The sequence below is a fragment of the Clostridium sp. genome (assembly GCF_018372875.1).
Taxonomy (GTDB): domain Bacteria; phylum Bacillota; class Clostridia; order Clostridiales; family Clostridiaceae; genus Clostridium.
Genome location: NZ_JAHAIF010000023.1, coordinates 1 through 15,803, shown reverse-complemented (window position 1 = coordinate 15,803; position 15,803 = coordinate 1). Strand labels below are relative to the sequence as shown.

At 28.1% G+C, this 15,803-nt stretch carries 19 protein-coding genes; 4 read left to right on the top strand and 15 right to left on the bottom strand.

Annotated features, from left to right (window positions below):
• Nucleotides 1–71 precede the first annotated feature (71 nt).
• Genes KIB46_RS09130 through KIB46_RS09115 form a run of 4 tightly spaced genes read right to left on the bottom strand, consistent with a single transcriptional unit; the run spans nucleotide 72 to nucleotide 3,944 of the window.
• A complete protein-coding gene (locus KIB46_RS09130) occupies nucleotides 72–818 on the bottom strand; it encodes an ABC transporter permease (RefSeq protein ID WP_291671497.1) in 747 nt (248 codons plus the stop codon).
• A complete protein-coding gene (locus KIB46_RS09125) occupies nucleotides 805–1,524 on the bottom strand; it encodes an ABC transporter ATP-binding protein (protein WP_291671496.1) in 720 nt (239 codons plus the stop codon). Before KIB46_RS09125 ends, KIB46_RS09130 begins: the two co-directional genes overlap by 14 nt.
• A complete protein-coding gene (locus KIB46_RS09120) occupies nucleotides 1,524–2,444 on the bottom strand; it encodes an ABC transporter substrate-binding protein (protein WP_291671495.1) in 921 nt (306 codons plus the stop codon). The genes KIB46_RS09125 and KIB46_RS09120 overlap by 1 nt, the downstream gene beginning before the upstream one ends.
• A gap of 12 nt (nucleotides 2,445–2,456) precedes the next feature.
• Nucleotides 2,457–3,944 (bottom strand): aryl-sulfate sulfotransferase, encoded by a 1,488-nt coding sequence (locus tag KIB46_RS09115; RefSeq protein WP_291671494.1) that lies wholly within the window; start codon nucleotides 3,942–3,944, stop codon nucleotides 2,457–2,459.
• A gap of 318 nt (nucleotides 3,945–4,262) precedes the next feature.
• On the opposite strand from KIB46_RS09115, the gene KIB46_RS09110 reads away from it, so the two are divergent.
• Entirely contained in the window at nucleotides 4,263–4,388 is a 126-nt protein-coding gene (locus tag KIB46_RS09110) for a hypothetical protein (RefSeq protein ID WP_291671493.1), read from the top strand.
• Nucleotides 4,389–4,922: 534 nt separating this feature from the next.
• Here the strand turns inward: KIB46_RS09110 and KIB46_RS09105 are convergent.
• From KIB46_RS09105 to KIB46_RS09085, 5 genes are read right to left on the bottom strand one after another with little or no spacing between them, the layout of a single operon-like run.
• Nucleotides 4,923–5,780: a PTS system mannose/fructose/sorbose family transporter subunit IID gene (locus KIB46_RS09105; RefSeq protein ID WP_291671492.1), complete on the bottom strand. Its 858-nt coding sequence runs from the start codon at nucleotides 5,778–5,780 to the stop codon at nucleotides 4,923–4,925.
• A complete protein-coding gene (locus tag KIB46_RS09100; RefSeq protein WP_156561575.1) occupies nucleotides 5,780–6,526 on the bottom strand; it encodes a PTS sugar transporter subunit IIC in 747 nt (248 codons plus the stop codon). Before KIB46_RS09100 ends, KIB46_RS09105 begins: the two co-directional genes overlap by 1 nt.
• 10 nt (nucleotides 6,527–6,536) lie before the next feature.
• Nucleotides 6,537–7,001 (bottom strand): PTS sugar transporter subunit IIB, encoded by a 465-nt coding sequence (locus tag KIB46_RS09095; protein WP_156561574.1) that lies wholly within the window; start codon nucleotides 6,999–7,001, stop codon nucleotides 6,537–6,539.
• An 11-nt stretch (nucleotides 7,002–7,012) separates the two neighbouring features.
• Nucleotides 7,013–7,441: a hypothetical protein gene (locus KIB46_RS09090; RefSeq protein ID WP_291671491.1), complete on the bottom strand. Its 429-nt coding sequence runs from the start codon at nucleotides 7,439–7,441 to the stop codon at nucleotides 7,013–7,015.
• 25 nt (nucleotides 7,442–7,466) lie between these two features.
• Nucleotides 7,467–8,444, bottom strand: coding sequence for an SIS domain-containing protein (locus KIB46_RS09085; RefSeq protein ID WP_156561572.1), 978 nt, complete (start codon nucleotides 8,442–8,444; stop codon nucleotides 7,467–7,469).
• Between the two features lie 283 nt (nucleotides 8,445–8,727).
• Between KIB46_RS09085 and KIB46_RS09080 the strand changes: the two genes are divergently transcribed.
• Nucleotides 8,728–9,480, top strand: a complete 753-nt coding sequence (locus KIB46_RS09080; protein WP_156561571.1) for a GntR family transcriptional regulator — start codon at nucleotides 8,728–8,730, stop codon at nucleotides 9,478–9,480.
• A 229-nt stretch (nucleotides 9,481–9,709) separates the two neighbouring features.
• On the opposite strand, the gene KIB46_RS09075 is transcribed toward KIB46_RS09080, so the two are convergent.
• Complete coding sequence (locus KIB46_RS09075) at nucleotides 9,710–10,390, bottom strand: hemolysin III family protein (RefSeq protein ID WP_291671490.1); 681 nt, start codon at nucleotides 10,388–10,390, stop codon at nucleotides 9,710–9,712.
• A gap of 129 nt (nucleotides 10,391–10,519) precedes the next feature.
• Between KIB46_RS09075 and KIB46_RS09070 the strand changes: the two genes are divergently transcribed.
• Nucleotides 10,520–11,272: a 3'-5' exonuclease gene (locus KIB46_RS09070; RefSeq protein WP_291671489.1), complete on the top strand. Its 753-nt coding sequence runs from the start codon at nucleotides 10,520–10,522 to the stop codon at nucleotides 11,270–11,272.
• Between the two features lie 13 nt (nucleotides 11,273–11,285).
• Here KIB46_RS09070 and KIB46_RS16395 read toward each other — a convergent pair whose 3' ends face one another.
• From KIB46_RS16395 to KIB46_RS09060, 3 genes are read right to left on the bottom strand one after another with little or no spacing between them, the layout of a single operon-like run.
• Complete coding sequence (locus KIB46_RS16395) at nucleotides 11,286–11,552, bottom strand: DUF5616 domain-containing protein (RefSeq protein ID WP_363290411.1); 267 nt, start codon at nucleotides 11,550–11,552, stop codon at nucleotides 11,286–11,288.
• Nucleotides 11,553–11,605: 53 nt separating this feature from the next.
• On the bottom strand, nucleotides 11,606–11,857 hold the full coding sequence (locus KIB46_RS16390) for a DUF434 domain-containing protein (protein ID WP_363290410.1): 252 nt from the start codon (nucleotides 11,855–11,857) through the stop codon (nucleotides 11,606–11,608).
• A 29-nt stretch (nucleotides 11,858–11,886) separates the two neighbouring features.
• Entirely contained in the window at nucleotides 11,887–13,071 is a 1,185-nt protein-coding gene (locus tag KIB46_RS09060) for an MFS transporter (RefSeq protein WP_363290409.1), read from the bottom strand.
• Nucleotides 13,072–13,187: 116 nt separating this feature from the next.
• Between KIB46_RS09060 and KIB46_RS09055 the strand changes: the two genes are divergently transcribed.
• Nucleotides 13,188–13,865 (top strand): Crp/Fnr family transcriptional regulator, encoded by a 678-nt coding sequence (locus KIB46_RS09055; RefSeq protein ID WP_291671487.1) that lies wholly within the window; start codon nucleotides 13,188–13,190, stop codon nucleotides 13,863–13,865.
• Between the two features lie 39 nt (nucleotides 13,866–13,904).
• Here KIB46_RS09055 and KIB46_RS09050 read toward each other — a convergent pair whose 3' ends face one another.
• Together KIB46_RS09050 and bsh are read right to left on the bottom strand one after the other, a co-directional pair.
• Nucleotides 13,905–14,435 (bottom strand): 2'-5' RNA ligase family protein, encoded by a 531-nt coding sequence (locus tag KIB46_RS09050; protein WP_291671486.1) that lies wholly within the window; start codon nucleotides 14,433–14,435, stop codon nucleotides 13,905–13,907.
• Between the two features lie 82 nt (nucleotides 14,436–14,517).
• Nucleotides 14,518–15,504, bottom strand: a complete 987-nt coding sequence (bsh, locus tag KIB46_RS09045; RefSeq protein WP_291671485.1) for a choloylglycine hydrolase — start codon at nucleotides 15,502–15,504, stop codon at nucleotides 14,518–14,520.
• Between the last annotated feature and the right edge of the window lie 299 nt (nucleotides 15,505–15,803).

Here is a 15,803-nt window from a genome sequence, read left to right as displayed (position 1 = left end):
AATTATATAAATATTATATAACAAATATTAAAGCACAACTACTTTCATAAAAATAGTTGTGCTATTTATAACTATTTAATTTGCCACTTACAAATTCTACTTTGTAAAATATCTATTATCTTAAACATAACTATACCTAAAAGGCTTATTATAATTATTCCACAATACATCCCTTCATAATCAACCTTAATCCAAGAATTCATAATATAATATCCAATTCCATACTTTGTGGCATAATTTTCTGCAAAAAATAAAGCTGCCATACTTGAACCTAAAGCTATTCTCATAGCTGTAAATAATCTTGGTAAGGTTGCTGGAATATAAATGTGCCTCATCATTTGAGACTTTGAAAGCTTCAAAGACTTAGCAGATAATATTAATTCATTGGATATTTCCTTTGCTCCATCTCTAACTGATATTATTATTTGAAATATTGCTATTGCTACAATTAATACTATTTTAGACGTATTTCCAAGACCAAATAAGATCATAAATACTGGTAAAAATGCTATTCTTGGCACTGGAAAAAATAAATACACTATAGGACTTATTAAATTATCCAGTTTATCATTAACTCCAATTAATATTCCTATAGAATATCCTATTATAGTAGTTATTGATAGTGCCGTAATCAATCTTAAAAGACTTGCTATAAGGTGAGTTGAAATAATGCTATATCCTGCTTTAAAAAGTCTTGATATAACGTCTATTGGATTAGGAATTACAAAAGAATTTAATATAATGTGAAGTAAGTACCAAAATATAAATACTACTGTTATTGCATAAATATATTTATATATATAATTAAACTTTTTCATTATTAAATCCCTCTAAAACATCTCTTATTTCATTACACTTATCAAAAAACTTATAACTTTTTCTTATATTCCCTTGTCCATAAAATTCATTATCTATAACCTTCTTTATCTCACCATCTATGACAACAGCTATCTTTTTACCTAATACCACAGCCTCTTCTATATTATGAGTAACTATGATGTATGACATATTATATTGTTCTTGTATTTTACATAGTATATTTTGAAAATTTTCTTTGTTTATTGAATCTAAAGCCGATGAAGGCTCATCCATTAATAATAAATCTGAATTTAAAACTAAAGCTCTAGCCAAAGCTGTTCTCTGCTTTTCTCCCCCACTTATTTCAGTGGGATATTTATCTAAAACATGTTTTATATTTAAATCTAAAGCTATTTTATCTATAGATTTTTCCATCTCTTCTTTTGATGACCCCTTTACTATAAGACCTAGCTTTATGTTCTCTTTTACAGTCTTCCAAGGAAAAAGACCATTGCTTTGTAATATGAGATTAGTATCCTTAAATTCATTTAAAATATTTCCTGATTTTATTTCCTTTTGATTTGCAATGGATAATAACAAGGTACTTTTCCCACATCCTGATGGACCTATTATTGAAAGTGTTTCCCCTTTATATAAGGAAAAAGAGATGTTTTTTAATATCTCTTTTTCCCCATAACTAACATATAGATTTTTTACTTCTAACATTATTTAGATACAAAATCCTTCGTTACTACATCTTTATATTCTAAGTTCAATTCATTTCCTTGTAGTTTTTCAGTCCAATCTTCGATTTCCTTTAAGTAGCTTTCATCAGGAACTCTTGTTTTGTGATATGTTGGTAGTACCATTAAATCTTTTACCTTTGGATCTAACTCTAACTTTGAAATTAATATATCCTTAGCTTCTTCTGGATTGTTTATTATATCCTCAACAGCTCTGTTATAAGCTTTATGGAATCCATTAACAGTGTTAGGATTATTCTTTATAAACTCATCTGTGAAGATTATTCCATTTGGAGTATAATCATCAGGTTTACCATATACTCTCTTCTCTAATCCTTTAAGTTGAGCATTTGAAGCTAGTGGTTCAGGTAAAACTGCCATATCTATCTTATTTTCCATTAAAGCTTGCATTCTTAACGGCATTTCATTAATGAATACTTTTTCTACATTATAATCAGTTAAATATTGATCAGCTAGGAAGTTTATTACGCTAACTTCCATTAATCCAACTTTAACATCCTTCTTTTCTTGGAAGTTCTTTGCTAATACAATTGGGAACATTCCATCAGTAGTTGTAGTTATCTTAGCTTGTAAACCACCTTTAACATTATTTAAGAATTGAATCATACTAAGCATTGCAGCATCAAGCTCACCAGCTTGAATTGAACTTTGCTTTGTAGCTCCATTTGTGAAGATTTCTAGTTCTAGATTTACCCCTTCTTCTTTAAAGTATCCTTTTTCCTGTGCTAATAAAATTGGTGCTGAATCAGCTGCAGACATTACTCCTAACCTAATTGTAGTGTTTTCATCTTGTGTTCCTTTATTAGAAGTACATCCTATTAACGAAACAATCATAACTAATGACATTGCTACTAATAATAAGCTTTTTCTAATCTTCTTCATAATGTTTCTCCTTTAATATAAATTTATTTTTTCTGCTCTATAACATTTATAACCTATTGGCTTAGTTATATCGCTATCTCTTAATTTAACTTCAAAAACCACTTTATCCTTTGATATTTCTACTATAGTAATTTGATTTTTCATTCTATTACTTTTCATATCATCTATTGGGTTACCAAATATATCTTTAGTTATTCCCCCAAAGCATATTAATCTATTATTATTTTCAAGAATTCTTACAGCTCCTAAATATGCACAATATAGCTCATTTCCTCTTTCCTTACCATATTGCCACACTTGCTTAACCGTCATATTCTCTTCATCAATTTCATATTCAACTGCACGACTATAGTTATTATGTGCTAAAACTGCCTTTTCTAATTCATAACTCCTAAAATTCCCGTTATCAAATATAACAAGATTCCCATCTTTAGTTAATGAAGGTGTATGTTGAGCATAGCTCCACTCAAAATCATTACACACTGGTTTAAGTAAATATTTTTTAAGTTCATCATTCCATCCATAATGGGGAGCTAATATCCACTTTATTTCAGATGTATCTTTATTAAATTTAACTACAGTACTTTGATTTCTTGATGATGCAATTATAGAATTACTTTCTTCATCATATACTAATGAATTTAGATGTAACCAATCTAATGGGTGATTTACAGATATTTTATCAATAACAGTTTCTCTATTAAAATCTAATATCTTTCTAAAATCCCATTCATTTATTACTTCTTTAGTATTTCTATCTATCTCTACCAATAAATCTTGTTTAGTATTTTCTCTTTGAGTAATAGCTAAGAAGTTTCCATTTGGTAATTCAATTACATCATGATGCAAACCATACTTTATAGGAAAGAAATTTATAATTCTCCCAAGCATATCAATCTCAATAAAACCAGCTGCAGTATAGGCTCCACAAATACCACTTGATATTGGCGCATCTACTATTAAATTTCCATTCTTCAGTTTCATAAACACGTGGCAAGATACTCCAGTATAAAGCCATCTCACTTGTGCTTTATTATCTATGATAGAATATAGATGCTCTACAGTTCTTACACCTTCTGCTCTTCCCAGAGACATGGCTATCATACCATCATACATATTATTCTCATCCAATGTAATTAGCTCTACATTAGGATATCCTTCAGTTAACTTTGAAGTTCTTATGTAATGAATATACTCTTTTTTCTTATTATCCTTATAATTACATACAACCCTTATACAATTATTCTTATCCTCAATTAAACCCAATATTGGTATTTCATGTTCCTTTTTTAATTCTTTAAACTCCTTCTCAATATCTTCTTCAATAAATATTGTTACTGAGCATTCCTCTTCAGTTTGAAATTTCATTAAAGCTGATAATGGACAAGTGTCAAATGGATTCAATACTATAAGTGGATTAGATTCTGTATAATTTTCTTCTGCATATCTAGATTCTATATCTTTTATTATTTCTTTTTGTTTTTTTAGTAATTCTTCCATATATTCACCTCCTATAATCTAACTATTAGCGCATAATATTATATCATCAAAATATATTAAAAAAAAGCATACTATATTATTTGAATAAAAAGCTATAATAAATATTATTGTAACTTACTGGATGCGATGCTTTCATAAAATTTAATAATACATTCACTTTTAAATCATTTTGTTCTTTGCAAAGACTACACAAAGTCATTCATGCTTTTTGGCAAGCCTAAACTGTTTTATTAGCTGTAATATTTTCTAGGCTCTGTAGCACATAGCTTTTTTGTATTCTTTGTCTTAATACTTCATTAAATATTAAGGAGTAAAGAAATGAAATATGCAAAATCACATGCTTTGTTACCAGATGAAATTATTAAGATTATACAAGAGTATATAGATGTTGCTACAATTAATGAATTAACTAAAGAATATTATAAAAATTTGATAAGTATTTAGATAAGCTAATTGACTACTTATATGGAATGTCAAAACTTACAAATGTAAAAAATAGTAGATTATTTAAAAAGAAATTAAAATTATCATCCAAATAATCTCAATATTCAAAAAATGTATATCTAGTCTGGATAGATAATTCAATAAATAAGTTATTTGTTGCTTATGATATGTGTAATAAACTTATAGTAATGTCTTGTAGAATTATAAATTCAGAAATAAAAACATCTAATAGATGTATCTTTGTAATCATATTGATATAGCTAATAAAGTAACTTTTTTCACCTATATATAAAAGCTTATGGTACATATAAATCAATTGACTTTCATATAATCTTTAGATATCAAAAAGTATAATAAAAGAATTATATCCTCAGAAAAGCTTGAAGACCTTCTAAAGATTGTTAAAAATATAAAATGGTCATATACCCCAAAGAGAACCTCCTATAGCTTTGTCTTAACTAATAGGAGGTCTGCTATTACTAACTTATAAAACAAATGCTACTTAATATCTAGTTACACCTTTCACATATTTCATTACAAAATACCTAATAAACTTAATACCATACCAAAAATAATAATTCCAAATAATAATATATTAGTATTGACCTTTTTCTTTATCAACCAATAAATTCCCATTGTAGATACTAACGGTAAAAGTTTAGGTAATATTGAGTCAATCATATCTTGTAAAACTAACTGCGTTCCTCCAGTTGTAAATTCAATAGGTGTAGATATTGGAACCATACTTGCAACCATCCCCCCTACAACTGCTAGTCCAATAATTGATGCAAATTGCATTATACGGTCCATAAGCCCTTCTTGATAAATCTTTGCTAGATAACTATTTCCAGATTTATATCCTAAAAAAGTACCATAATAAGCAGTCAATAACGAAGGAATAGCAAATAACCCAACTGCTAGTATTGGTCCAAGAATACTACCTTGCTTTGCAAATGATAATCCAATTCCAAATGTAATAATTCTCAAAGTCCCTTGGAAGAAAGAATCTCCTATACCTGCAAAAGGTCCCATCAAACTAGTTTTAATCATTGATATTGATTCAGCATTAAACTCACCATTACTCTTTGCATTTTGCTCTTCCATTGATGCGGATAATCCCATAATAAAAGATGTCATCTGAGGAGTACAATTGAAAAATTCCATATGACGCTTATAAGCTGCTCTTTTTTCCTTTTCATTATTTTTATATAATTTATCTATTATAGGAGCCATTCCAAACATGAATCCCATATGCATTTGACGCTCATAATTCCATGAACACATAATAGTCATTGAGTTTAAAAAAACTTTCCTTAAATCCTTTTTAGTAATTAAAACTTCATCTGATTCAACAAGTTGCTTATCTTTAATTTCCTTATCCATAGTTTCCATTAACTTGTCGCCTCCTTTTTACTAAAGCTTACTTTATCCATAATATAAGCTAGAATAACTGCAAATAACGTTAATCCTATTAAATCAAGGCCAGAATATGCTACAACTAAAAAACCAAATAAAAAGTACGGAAACATCTTTTTACTTAACATTGTGCTCAATAGCATAGCAAATCCAAGTGCAGATAAAAGATTCCCTGCAACTGTTAAACCATTAGTAATAACTTCTGGTATCATGTTCACCATATCTTTAACTAAATCAGTACCGAAATAAACAGTAAGAAATATAGGCACAAAATATACAAATGCATTAAATATGAATGACCAATAAATGTGAATATTCTTTGCTCTTCTGTAATTTTCATGTTCAATTGCCTTGTCAGCTATATGAGAGAATTGAGCTATAATCATTCGCATAATAATACTCATAAACTCACCTACAATAGCAACAGGTATAGCTATTGTTAGTGCAGTTTCAGTACTTGCTCCAGAGATTATTGCAAATGCAGTAGCTATTATGCTACCTAATTGCATGTTAGGAGGTCCAGCGGCTCCAATTGAAACAAATCCCATAGAAATTAATTCAAGTGACGCACCAAGCATAACCCCCATTTTTACATCTCCAAGTACTAATCCGGCTAATGTACTTAATATTAAAGGGCGTCCAATGTTTTGCCTACCTATTAAACGCGAATCTATAACTGCTACAACACCTACAAGCCCTAAAAGAATTGCCTTTAATAACATATTGAACCTCCTATTTCATGAAATCAACATTTTCCACATTAGATGTTGGAACTTGTTGTACAAAAATTTTAATATTATTCTCTAAAAGAGTACGTGTATCCTTTAATTCTAAATCATTTAGAAAAACTGCTTTCCCATAAACTTTAGAATCACTTTTCTTAGCTATTCCACCATAATTAATCTCTTTAATTTCAGGTAAATTTTCTATCAATTTGACTGCCTCACCAGGACCTTTTACTAAAATCATTATATTTTTATCACTTTTTCTATTTACTATCTCTTTTACTTTATCAAATTGTACAATACTTAATTCACAGTCTACAGGTTTCGCAATACTTAATGCCATAATACTTAATGGATCATTCGGTACTTTATCATCTGCTATAATTATATAATTTATTGCAAGCTGCTTTGTCCACGAAAAAATAACTTGTCCATGTAACAAACGATGATCTACTCTTACTAATTTAATCATTATAAATCCTCCTAATTAGGTAACAAATCATTAATACATATTAAACCTTTTTGGGAATTTTTAATTATTTCATCTATATTTATATCATTCAACTGAATATTGTTCTCTCGCATTATTGCGATTTCTAACACTAAAGGTAAATTAATCCCTGTAATAAGTTTTACTGATGGACTTAAAAATTTTGCTGCAATATTAGCTGGAGTTCCACCTAAAATATCTAGTAACATAATTAAATTCTTAGATTTATATTTATTGTTTATTAATTCAACTAACTTTCCTTCAAATTTATCTATTTCTTCACCTGCTTCAAAAGAAACTGCATCAATTTCTGATTTATTAATATCTAATATTAATTCTAATGCCTCTAAATAACTTTTACTTAATGAACTATGAGTTACTAATATTAACCCGAATTTATCATATTTCATCTTACCTATCATTACTCCATAATATAACTCCTAATTTTTAATATTCCATTTGCCACATATATCTACGTACATCTAAAGAATGTCCTCTTTCGAATGCAATTGATTCAACTAATTGACGTATAACAACTCCTGATAGAATTGCCGCAATATACTCCCTCATAGGTAGTGATACTTCTGACAAATCAAAATCTTTTTGATCAATTATTGATACTTCATCTGAAAATTTAGTACTAAAATCTTCAACTCTTTGATCTAAATATCTTGTCTTGCCTATACTTTTTACTAATAAAAATGGTATATCATAATCTGTTATCTCAAAAGGTCCGTGGAAATACTCACCTGAATGAATTACTCCTGAATGAATCCATTGCATTTCCATAAACCAACATAGAGCTGTTGAATACATTTCACCATAATTTATGCCACTACCTATAGTGTATATAATTTTTTCTCGCTTAGACTTCTTCCCCCACTCTTTAGCAAATTCACTATATTGTTCCTTTACTTTTACTGTTAACTTTTGAAGTTTAGTTAAATCTTCTAATCCATCTTCCCATTTCTTATTTGGCTCAACTACATTTAAAATGCTGAAAAGTAATGCATATAATATCCCTTTGTTTAAATCGCTTGCATCTACTTCTTTTCCCCAATCATAATGTACTGGATATTCTGCTGCTTCCCACAAAGGAGACCCTTCTAAATTTGATAATGCAATTGTCATTGCTCCATTTTCTCTAGCCAATTTAGTTGCTTGTACAGTTTCAGGCGTATTACCAGAATGCGAACAACTTATAACTACAGAATCCTTAGATAAAGCTTTTGGGGTATTGTAAACGAATTCATTAGCTGTATAAACATGCGCAGGAACTATTGTTTCTTTATCAAACATATATTGACCTGCCATTAATACTGCCTGAGATCCACCGCAAGCTACAAAATAGAAATTTTTCACATTTACTCTTTCCTCTAAAGCTTTTACTACTCTCATAATTTGTTCTTGATGCTCTTTTCTCATTTTAAATCACCCTCCGCAATTAGTTATATAAAGTAATATTACTTTATATAACTAATTATACTGTATTTTTTTGGAATTTCAAGCTTTTTTTTACTTTTAGAGTTTAATTATATTTTTAACCATTTGAAATTTTTTAATATAAATAATTAACTATAAATATTAAATAATAAGTATAACTTTTATTTGTAATATATTTACATATTTATTATGTGATATAATATTTATAAAGTTATATTTTATAATGAATAGTAGTCATTAAGTGTCTAATATAAGGAGATTAGTAATGAGATTAGAAAGCAATAAACCACTTTATTTACAACTTGAAGCTTCTATTAAACATGATATTTACAGTAAAAAATATAAGCCCGGAGAAAAACTTCCTACAGAAGTAGAACTAGGTAAAATATATGGAGTAAGCAAAATCACAGTTCGTAAAGCTATGGAGAATTTGACTAAAGATTTCCTTGTCGAGCGTATAAGAGGGAAAGGTACTTTTGTTTCTCAAAAAAAAGAAAAAATTCATTTAGGAGAAAATTCCGGTTTTAATGATTCTTTTGTCTCAAAAGGTCATTCAACAAAATATAAAATTTTGAGTGCAAAATATATAAAAGCTGATAGTTTATTATCTGAAAAACTTCAAATATCATTAAATAGTCCTATAATCTATATTGAACGTTTAATTTGGGAAGATCTAGCACCAGTAGGAATTGATAAGCTTTATGTATCAGAGCACTTATATCCTGATATTATTACAAAGCTTTCATTAGATAGGTCATTATATCAAACACTAAAAGAAGAATATAATATAAATATCCAAAATTCTATTTTAGAAATAAACGGTATAGTTGCTACTATAGAAAACTCTGAACTCTTACAATGCGCAATTGGCGATCCTTTATTTCAAGTTGAAAAAGTTAGCTATCAAGCATCTGGAATCCCCATACATTATTCTTCTTCCATAGTACGTTGTGATCGTATTTCTTATGTTATTTCCATAAATGATTATGTATGTGTTAATGAGAAAAAGGAGACTTAAATGTATTTGTATTCATATTTACATAGAATTTATAGTAATTTTAATAAACATTAATAGTACCTTTTAGACTTTATATAAAAAACATAAAAAGTTTTATAATCTTGCTATTATCACTGAATATAAAAATAAAAGTAAACTAATAAAACACATTGATAATTTTGTCAATGTGTTTTTTAATACATTTTGTAACTACATTCAAGAATAGCTTTTCATCTATATATTTATCAATCTAATATACAAATAAATAAATTCCAACCCAATGCAATAGTGCAGCTATTAATACAAAAAAGTGCCAAATAAAATGATCATACTTTTTATCTCTTGCAAATGGAACCATTCCAACTGTATAAACAACTCCACCAATTAAAATCATAAATAATAATGGTATATTATTACGGAAGAAGTCAGGTAACATTATAAGACCACTCCACCCTATAGTGAAGTATAAAGTAAAATGTATCCACTTCCACTTTCCTGGTCCAAAGATAGCAAGCATTATAATTCCAAAAACAATTAATGACCATTGAATACAGAAAAGTATAATTCCTAAGGTATTCCCCCAATAAACTAGGTATAGTGGAGCAAAAGTACCACCAATAAGAAGATAAATAGATGCATAATCAAACCTTCTCCATATTCGCTTTACCTTAGATCCACTTTTAAATGAATGATATAAACAACTCATCAACATTAAAATAAATAAACTAATTCCATAAAAACAGGATGCCATTACCTTCATCCCAGTATCTGATTTTAGTAAAAGTAATACAAACCCAGCTAATGCTAATACTGCTCCAACACCATGGGTTATAGCGTTTCCTACTTCCTCTAGAACAGTCAAAATTGGTGGTTCATTTAGTTTTTGAAGTTCTCGTTTTCTTTCTTCCTTATTATTATATTTACTTTTCATAATGACACTACTCCTTTACTTAATGCACATACCTACCTATAATTATAATACCTATCCCCTTATAAAATACTTAAAAATTACTTATACTCTTTAAATTTGTGTATACTATTCTTAAAAGAGGTGGTGGATATGAAATATATTATATTTGATTTAGAGTTTAATCAAAGTTGTAATAAAGAAGATAAAGTTATTCAATTACCCTTTGAAATAATACAAATTGGAGCTTTAAAACTTGATGAAAACTTTCAAACTATTTCAACCTTTAATAAACTAGTTAAACCTACTGTTTATAAAAATGTTCTTCCTTACATTCAAGAATTAACAAAGATTACTGATGAAATGGTTTCTAATGCTCACAACTTTATAGATGTTTATTATGACTTTATGAATTTTATAGGAAAAGAAGATATTACGTTTATTATTTGGGGAATTGTAGACCTAAAAGAATTGTATAAGAATATTCTTTACTTTGAGCTTCCAACTAAAAATCTTCCTAAACTTTATATAGATATTCAAGATTATGCTAGTAAACACTTTAGAGTTCCAGGTGGCAAAAGGATTGGACTGAAAAATGCTATAGATTTTTTAAACATCTCTATAAGCGAGGAACTTCATAATGCTTTTAATGATGCTTATTATACAACTGAGGTATTTAAAAATTTATATAATGATTCAATAGAAGCAAAAGTTTATTCTCATAATACCATTAGAATAAAATCGGAGCCTAAAAAAATAATTGATTATGATGGTTTAATCCTTCAAATTGAAAAAATGTATAATAGGAAACTAACTAGTGAAGAAATAAGCATGATAAAATTAGCTTACAATATGGGTAAAACTAATCAATTTCTTAAACCCTTAAAAAATAGTAGCCTCACCTAGTATATGATGGCTACTATTTTTTACCAAAGTCTATATAATTCTCATTTGATATCTTTTCTTCTATAATATTTCTATTTAAATTAATCCAACTAATGCAATTATCAAGAATTATTGCATCACTAGATACTACATTTTCTTTTGATTGCAAAATACTATCTACATTATCAATATTCTCTACTTCTATTTGAAGTTCTGAACCTTCAAACATCTCTAGAATCTTCATTTTTAATCTACCAGAATTGGAAACTGGCCTATCTAAATAAAATATAGCTTTTTTAATTTTATGCTCTAATAAAAATTCATCTATTAACTTAATTGCAACCTCAGTTTTATCTATAAAGCAATTTCCTTTGACTTTCTTTTTATAACATCATCGTATTTAGATACTCCTCTTACCAAGGCAAGCCTTTGCCTTTCAGATAAAAGATAATGATTGCCTATGAAAGTTGAAGTTCCCTTGATCTTGTATCCTCTATTTAATAAATAAAATAGATCCTCTGATGCTTTATATAATTTACTTAAGCTTTGATTTTTAAATTCTTTCTCATCTGTAGGTACATATCCTCGTATTGCTATTTTACTCATAATAAATTTCCTTTAATATTAATATTTTATCAACACCCTAAAGCTTCCCTACTTTTTCTTTTACCCTTAACTATACTTGTTACAAATATTAAAAATGCTACAACTAGAGCAATTGATGAATATGCATAAATCCATCTATATCCACAAGCTACAACAATTTTTCCCCACATTATAGAACCTATACCATATCCCCCATCTATTAATGCATAATATATAGCATTTGCCATACCTCTATTACTCTTACTTACAGAATCTAAAATTAAAAGGTTAACTATAGGTAACAGAGAACCCACCATAACTCCACATAAAAATCCCATGATTATTAACATTATATACGTTTTAGATACAGCCATTCCAAATATAGAAGCAGCAAATATAAGTACCCCACTAGATACTACAACATTAGTTCCTAACTTATTAACTATTTGATTTATAAATAATCTTGATGCAAGTATACCCATAGCATTAATAGTGAAAAATAATCCAATATTGCTAAAGCCAAGCTCAATTCCATATAGTGCTGCAAAGGCTAAAATTGTACTTTCTGCAACTGCTGCTATAAATAGTACTATTGATGGAATAATTATTTTACTAATAGAGATTCCTTCACCATCACAAGTTCCTTCTTCTTTCTTAGAAACAACTTCTTTATAAGATAATTTAAACGAAAGTAAAATAGTAAATAAAGCTACAGCTGCTGTTGCTATAAATAATACATTAAATTTATCATAATTCTCTCCAACTAAAGCTAAGGCAATAGATGGTCCAATTGCTGTTGTAATAGTTATTCCTACCCCTGAGTAACCAATACCTTCAAGCATTCTAGACTCTGGAGTAACATCTGTTACAATTGTAGCAATTGCTGTTGACGATATTCCAAAACCAACTCCTTGCATTACTCTTAAAAAAATAATTGTATAAATATTATTTGTAAGTAAATATGCAACAGTTGATAAGACTGTAATTCCAACTCCAAACATCAATACTTTTCTTCTACCAATCTTATCTAACATTTTTCCTGCTAATATTCTTATAAATAATGCCGCTAAAGTAAATGCCCCAGTCATAACCCCTGCATATGTATCAGTGCTAGTAATTTGCTTTGCATAAATTGAGATTGTAGACAATAACAAGTTACATGCAAGATTCACCCCTATTGTAATAACTAAAGCTAAAATAAAATTTCTTGTCCATAGTCTTTCCTTCATTTCCACCACTATATCTCCATTCTTTATTTTTAACATTATTTATTTTAATAACATACTTGAAAATAGATTGTAGTCTATACTACAATTTAATAAATAAATTTTTTATATTGATGGTGATAGTAATGGGTACTAATTATAAATTTCTTCCTGGCTCTTCAATAGATATTACACCTGAATTTTATGAAGTCTTTGAAAGCGCCGGTACAATACAAAGATACAAAAAAGATGAGATTATATATTTTCAAGATGATAGAGCTGATAATTTTTACTTGATAAAATCTGGTCGTGTTAGAATCTTTTTAATATCAGATCAAGGAACTGAACTTACAATTGAAATATTAAGACAAGGAAAGCTGTTAGGTGAGTCTTCATATTTTTGTTATGGCTCTAGGTTAACCTCTGTTAGTGCTGCTACAAATGTTGAATTAATTTCAGTAAATTTAAATGAACTGTATCCCTATCTTACTAAATATCCCGAATTAATGATTCAAATGTTTCATCTTATGTCCTTATCCATACAAAATTTATCTATTCAAGTTAATAGTATGGCCTTTTTAAGTTCTGATAAGAAGCTTGCTCAACTACTATTACGCCTTGGGGTATACTTTAAGAAAAATCAGAATGACTCTACATATGTTATTGATTATTCCCACGAGGAAATTGCTCAACTTATTGGTAGCTGTAGAGTAACTGTAACTAAGTTTTTAAATACATTTCAAGAAGAAGGACTAGTATCTCTTGGATATAAAAGAGTAGAAGTTATAAACGAAAAGAAGCTTAGGCTATTTGCTTTTTCATAAGAAAAACTGTACTACAACAAGTACAGTTTTTTATACGTATTAATTATTATCTAAATTCCATATAATAATGTCTTCATAAGGATTTGTCTTAGATAAGGCAATTTTAGTTATTTCTCCACTAAAAATATTAAAATTCTTTTCTAACTCCTCAAATGCTAACATCAATTCTTCCTTAGTTAACTTTTTTGCAATAGTTGTATGTGGCATCCACTGAAATGGCAAATAATATTTACTAATAGATATATTTTCTATAAGAGATATGCCTTCATATATATTAACTGATAGATTATGCAAATATTTATTTAAAATTGGTGCCAAAAATATAACAGATGATTTAAATATTCCTATTGATGCCCAAGTTATTATACCTCTGTTAATCTCTCTAATTCTTTCATCTAATATTTCTATAACTTTATCTTCATCATTAGTTTGGAATGATGCAATAGTTATATGTGGCGGAACATTATTATCAGTCATAAAAGTATTACCACTTTTCTCTGATACTTTATTTATAAAGCTTTGTATTCTTATTGCTGCTTTATCATCAAAATATAAAGATACTAAATACATATTTTCCTCCACTAAATTTATATTTATAAATAACTCTAATATGATTATATAGAATAGATTAACAAAAATCTAATAATAAACTTTAATTTTGATATGTAATATGTAATTTATCTAAATACTCAAATCTTTTAATTGCCTTAGAATCTAAATCTTCTTTATTCATGTCTACAGCACTTATTCCATTATTATTATACGTTGTATAATAATAGATTCCTTTTTGTTGACACATACATGAAGTATATAAGGTTATATCATCTAAATTATCACTTATAACAGCCCCTTTTGGCATTGCTACATTATTTAGCATATGAAAAAATTGACTTATCCCAGCCATTAAATTTTCTGCTTCTGAAAAAGTTGATTTTAAATATGCTATTCTTACAAATCTATCTACTCCTGAAAAGCCTCCTGGTAATCCATTGGTTCCAAGACCTACTCCTAATGGTTTTAATTCTTTATCCCCCCATTTTATAGGTTCTGGTTGAATTGGAGTAGTTTTCATATACTCATTCAAATTAGTTAAATGCCAATCAAATGTTGGGGAATTAGTCATAACTCCAATTGGATTTTCATAAAATTTTAAACCTTCTTTTGTTTTTTCTATAACTATAGATTTTCCATTTTTATCTGCAACAATCCAATGAAGAGTTGGAAGTGGTGTTTTTTCATCAATTGGAACTGCAACTAATTCTACATTTGCAAATTCTTTTAAAACCTCATCTACAGTTTCAAAATTTGATAGTATCCATATAATCAAATCATATGGAGCTAAATTATTTTTGCCTGAAATTGGCTTATCTTCTAAGTAAGAGTACCCAGGAAAATTTAGACCTGCACACCCTAGCCCTTTCTCATTAAATGCATCTGCAAATGCTGGATAATCCCCTATAACACTTGCCATACCTAATATTGCATATTTAGTTTTTTTCATATTTCCAGTAACTCTATCTCTATATTCATAATTTCTAGGTACTAATGTAACTGCTTGATTAAAAGAGTATGATAAATCCATATTTCGTCCAAATAAGCTATATCCATCTTTTGTTTTTAAAGTTAATGCTGTACACATTTTTACTACCTCCTAATAAAGCTTTTATAAAAATTACATTAACCTAATTTAGATAATATTATACTAATCCACTTAACTACTAGCTTATAGGATTATTTTAATGACTGAAACAGAGAAAGCTTATATTGCTGGAATAATTGACGGCGAAGGAAGTATTATGCTCCTAAAAATACATAGTAATGAATTTATGAATATAAAATAAAAGGGGCTGTATCAGATTAAGGTTTTTTACCTTAGGCTGATACAGCCTTATTTTTATAATTTTAAATTTTATTCATAACTTTATATGTATTTATTTC

Excerpts from the sequence above, each read along its gene's own strand:
- KIB46_RS09095 (WP_156561574.1), bottom strand. The coding sequence starts at position 7,001 with ATGATTAAATTAGTAAGAGTAGATCATCGTTTGTTACATGGACAAGTT.
- KIB46_RS09080 (WP_156561571.1), top strand. The coding sequence starts at position 8,728 with ATGAGATTAGAAAGCAATAAACCACTTTATTTACAACTTGAAGCTTCT.
- KIB46_RS09050 (WP_291671486.1), bottom strand. The coding sequence starts at position 14,435 with ATGTATTTAGTATCTTTATATTTTGATGATAAAGCAGCAATAAGAATA.
- KIB46_RS09115 (WP_291671494.1), bottom strand. The coding sequence starts at position 3,944 with ATGGAAGAATTACTAAAAAAACAAAAAGAAATAATAAAAGATATAGAA.
- bsh (WP_291671485.1), bottom strand. The coding sequence starts at position 15,504 with ATGTGTACAGCATTAACTTTAAAAACAAAAGATGGATATAGCTTATTT.
- KIB46_RS09100 (WP_156561575.1), bottom strand. The coding sequence starts at position 6,526 with ATGTTATTAAAGGCAATTCTTTTAGGGCTTGTAGGTGTTGTAGCAGTT.
- KIB46_RS09070 (WP_291671489.1), top strand. The coding sequence starts at position 10,520 with ATGAAATATATTATATTTGATTTAGAGTTTAATCAAAGTTGTAATAAA.
- KIB46_RS09125 (WP_291671496.1), bottom strand. The coding sequence starts at position 1,524 with ATGTTAGAAGTAAAAAATCTATATGTTAGTTATGGGGAAAAAGAGATA.
- KIB46_RS09130 (WP_291671497.1), bottom strand. The coding sequence starts at position 818 with ATGAAAAAGTTTAATTATATATATAAATATATTTATGCAATAACAGTA.
- KIB46_RS09055 (WP_291671487.1), top strand. The coding sequence starts at position 13,188 with ATGGGTACTAATTATAAATTTCTTCCTGGCTCTTCAATAGATATTACA.
- KIB46_RS09110 (WP_291671493.1), top strand. The coding sequence starts at position 4,263 with ATGAAATATGCAAAATCACATGCTTTGTTACCAGATGAAATTATTAAG.
- KIB46_RS09105 (WP_291671492.1), bottom strand. The coding sequence starts at position 5,780 with ATGGAAACTATGGATAAGGAAATTAAAGATAAGCAACTTGTTGAATCA.
- KIB46_RS09075 (WP_291671490.1), bottom strand. The coding sequence starts at position 10,390 with ATGAAAAGTAAATATAATAATAAGGAAGAAAGAAAACGAGAACTTCAA.
- KIB46_RS09120 (WP_291671495.1), bottom strand. The coding sequence starts at position 2,444 with ATGAAGAAGATTAGAAAAAGCTTATTATTAGTAGCAATGTCATTAGTT.
- KIB46_RS09085 (WP_156561572.1), bottom strand. The coding sequence starts at position 8,444 with ATGAGAAAAGAGCATCAAGAACAAATTATGAGAGTAGTAAAAGCTTTA.
- KIB46_RS16390 (WP_363290410.1), bottom strand. The coding sequence starts at position 11,857 with ATGAGTAAAATAGCAATACGAGGATATGTACCTACAGATGAGAAAGAA.
- KIB46_RS09090 (WP_291671491.1), bottom strand. The coding sequence starts at position 7,441 with ATGATAGGTAAGATGAAATATGATAAATTCGGGTTAATATTAGTAACT.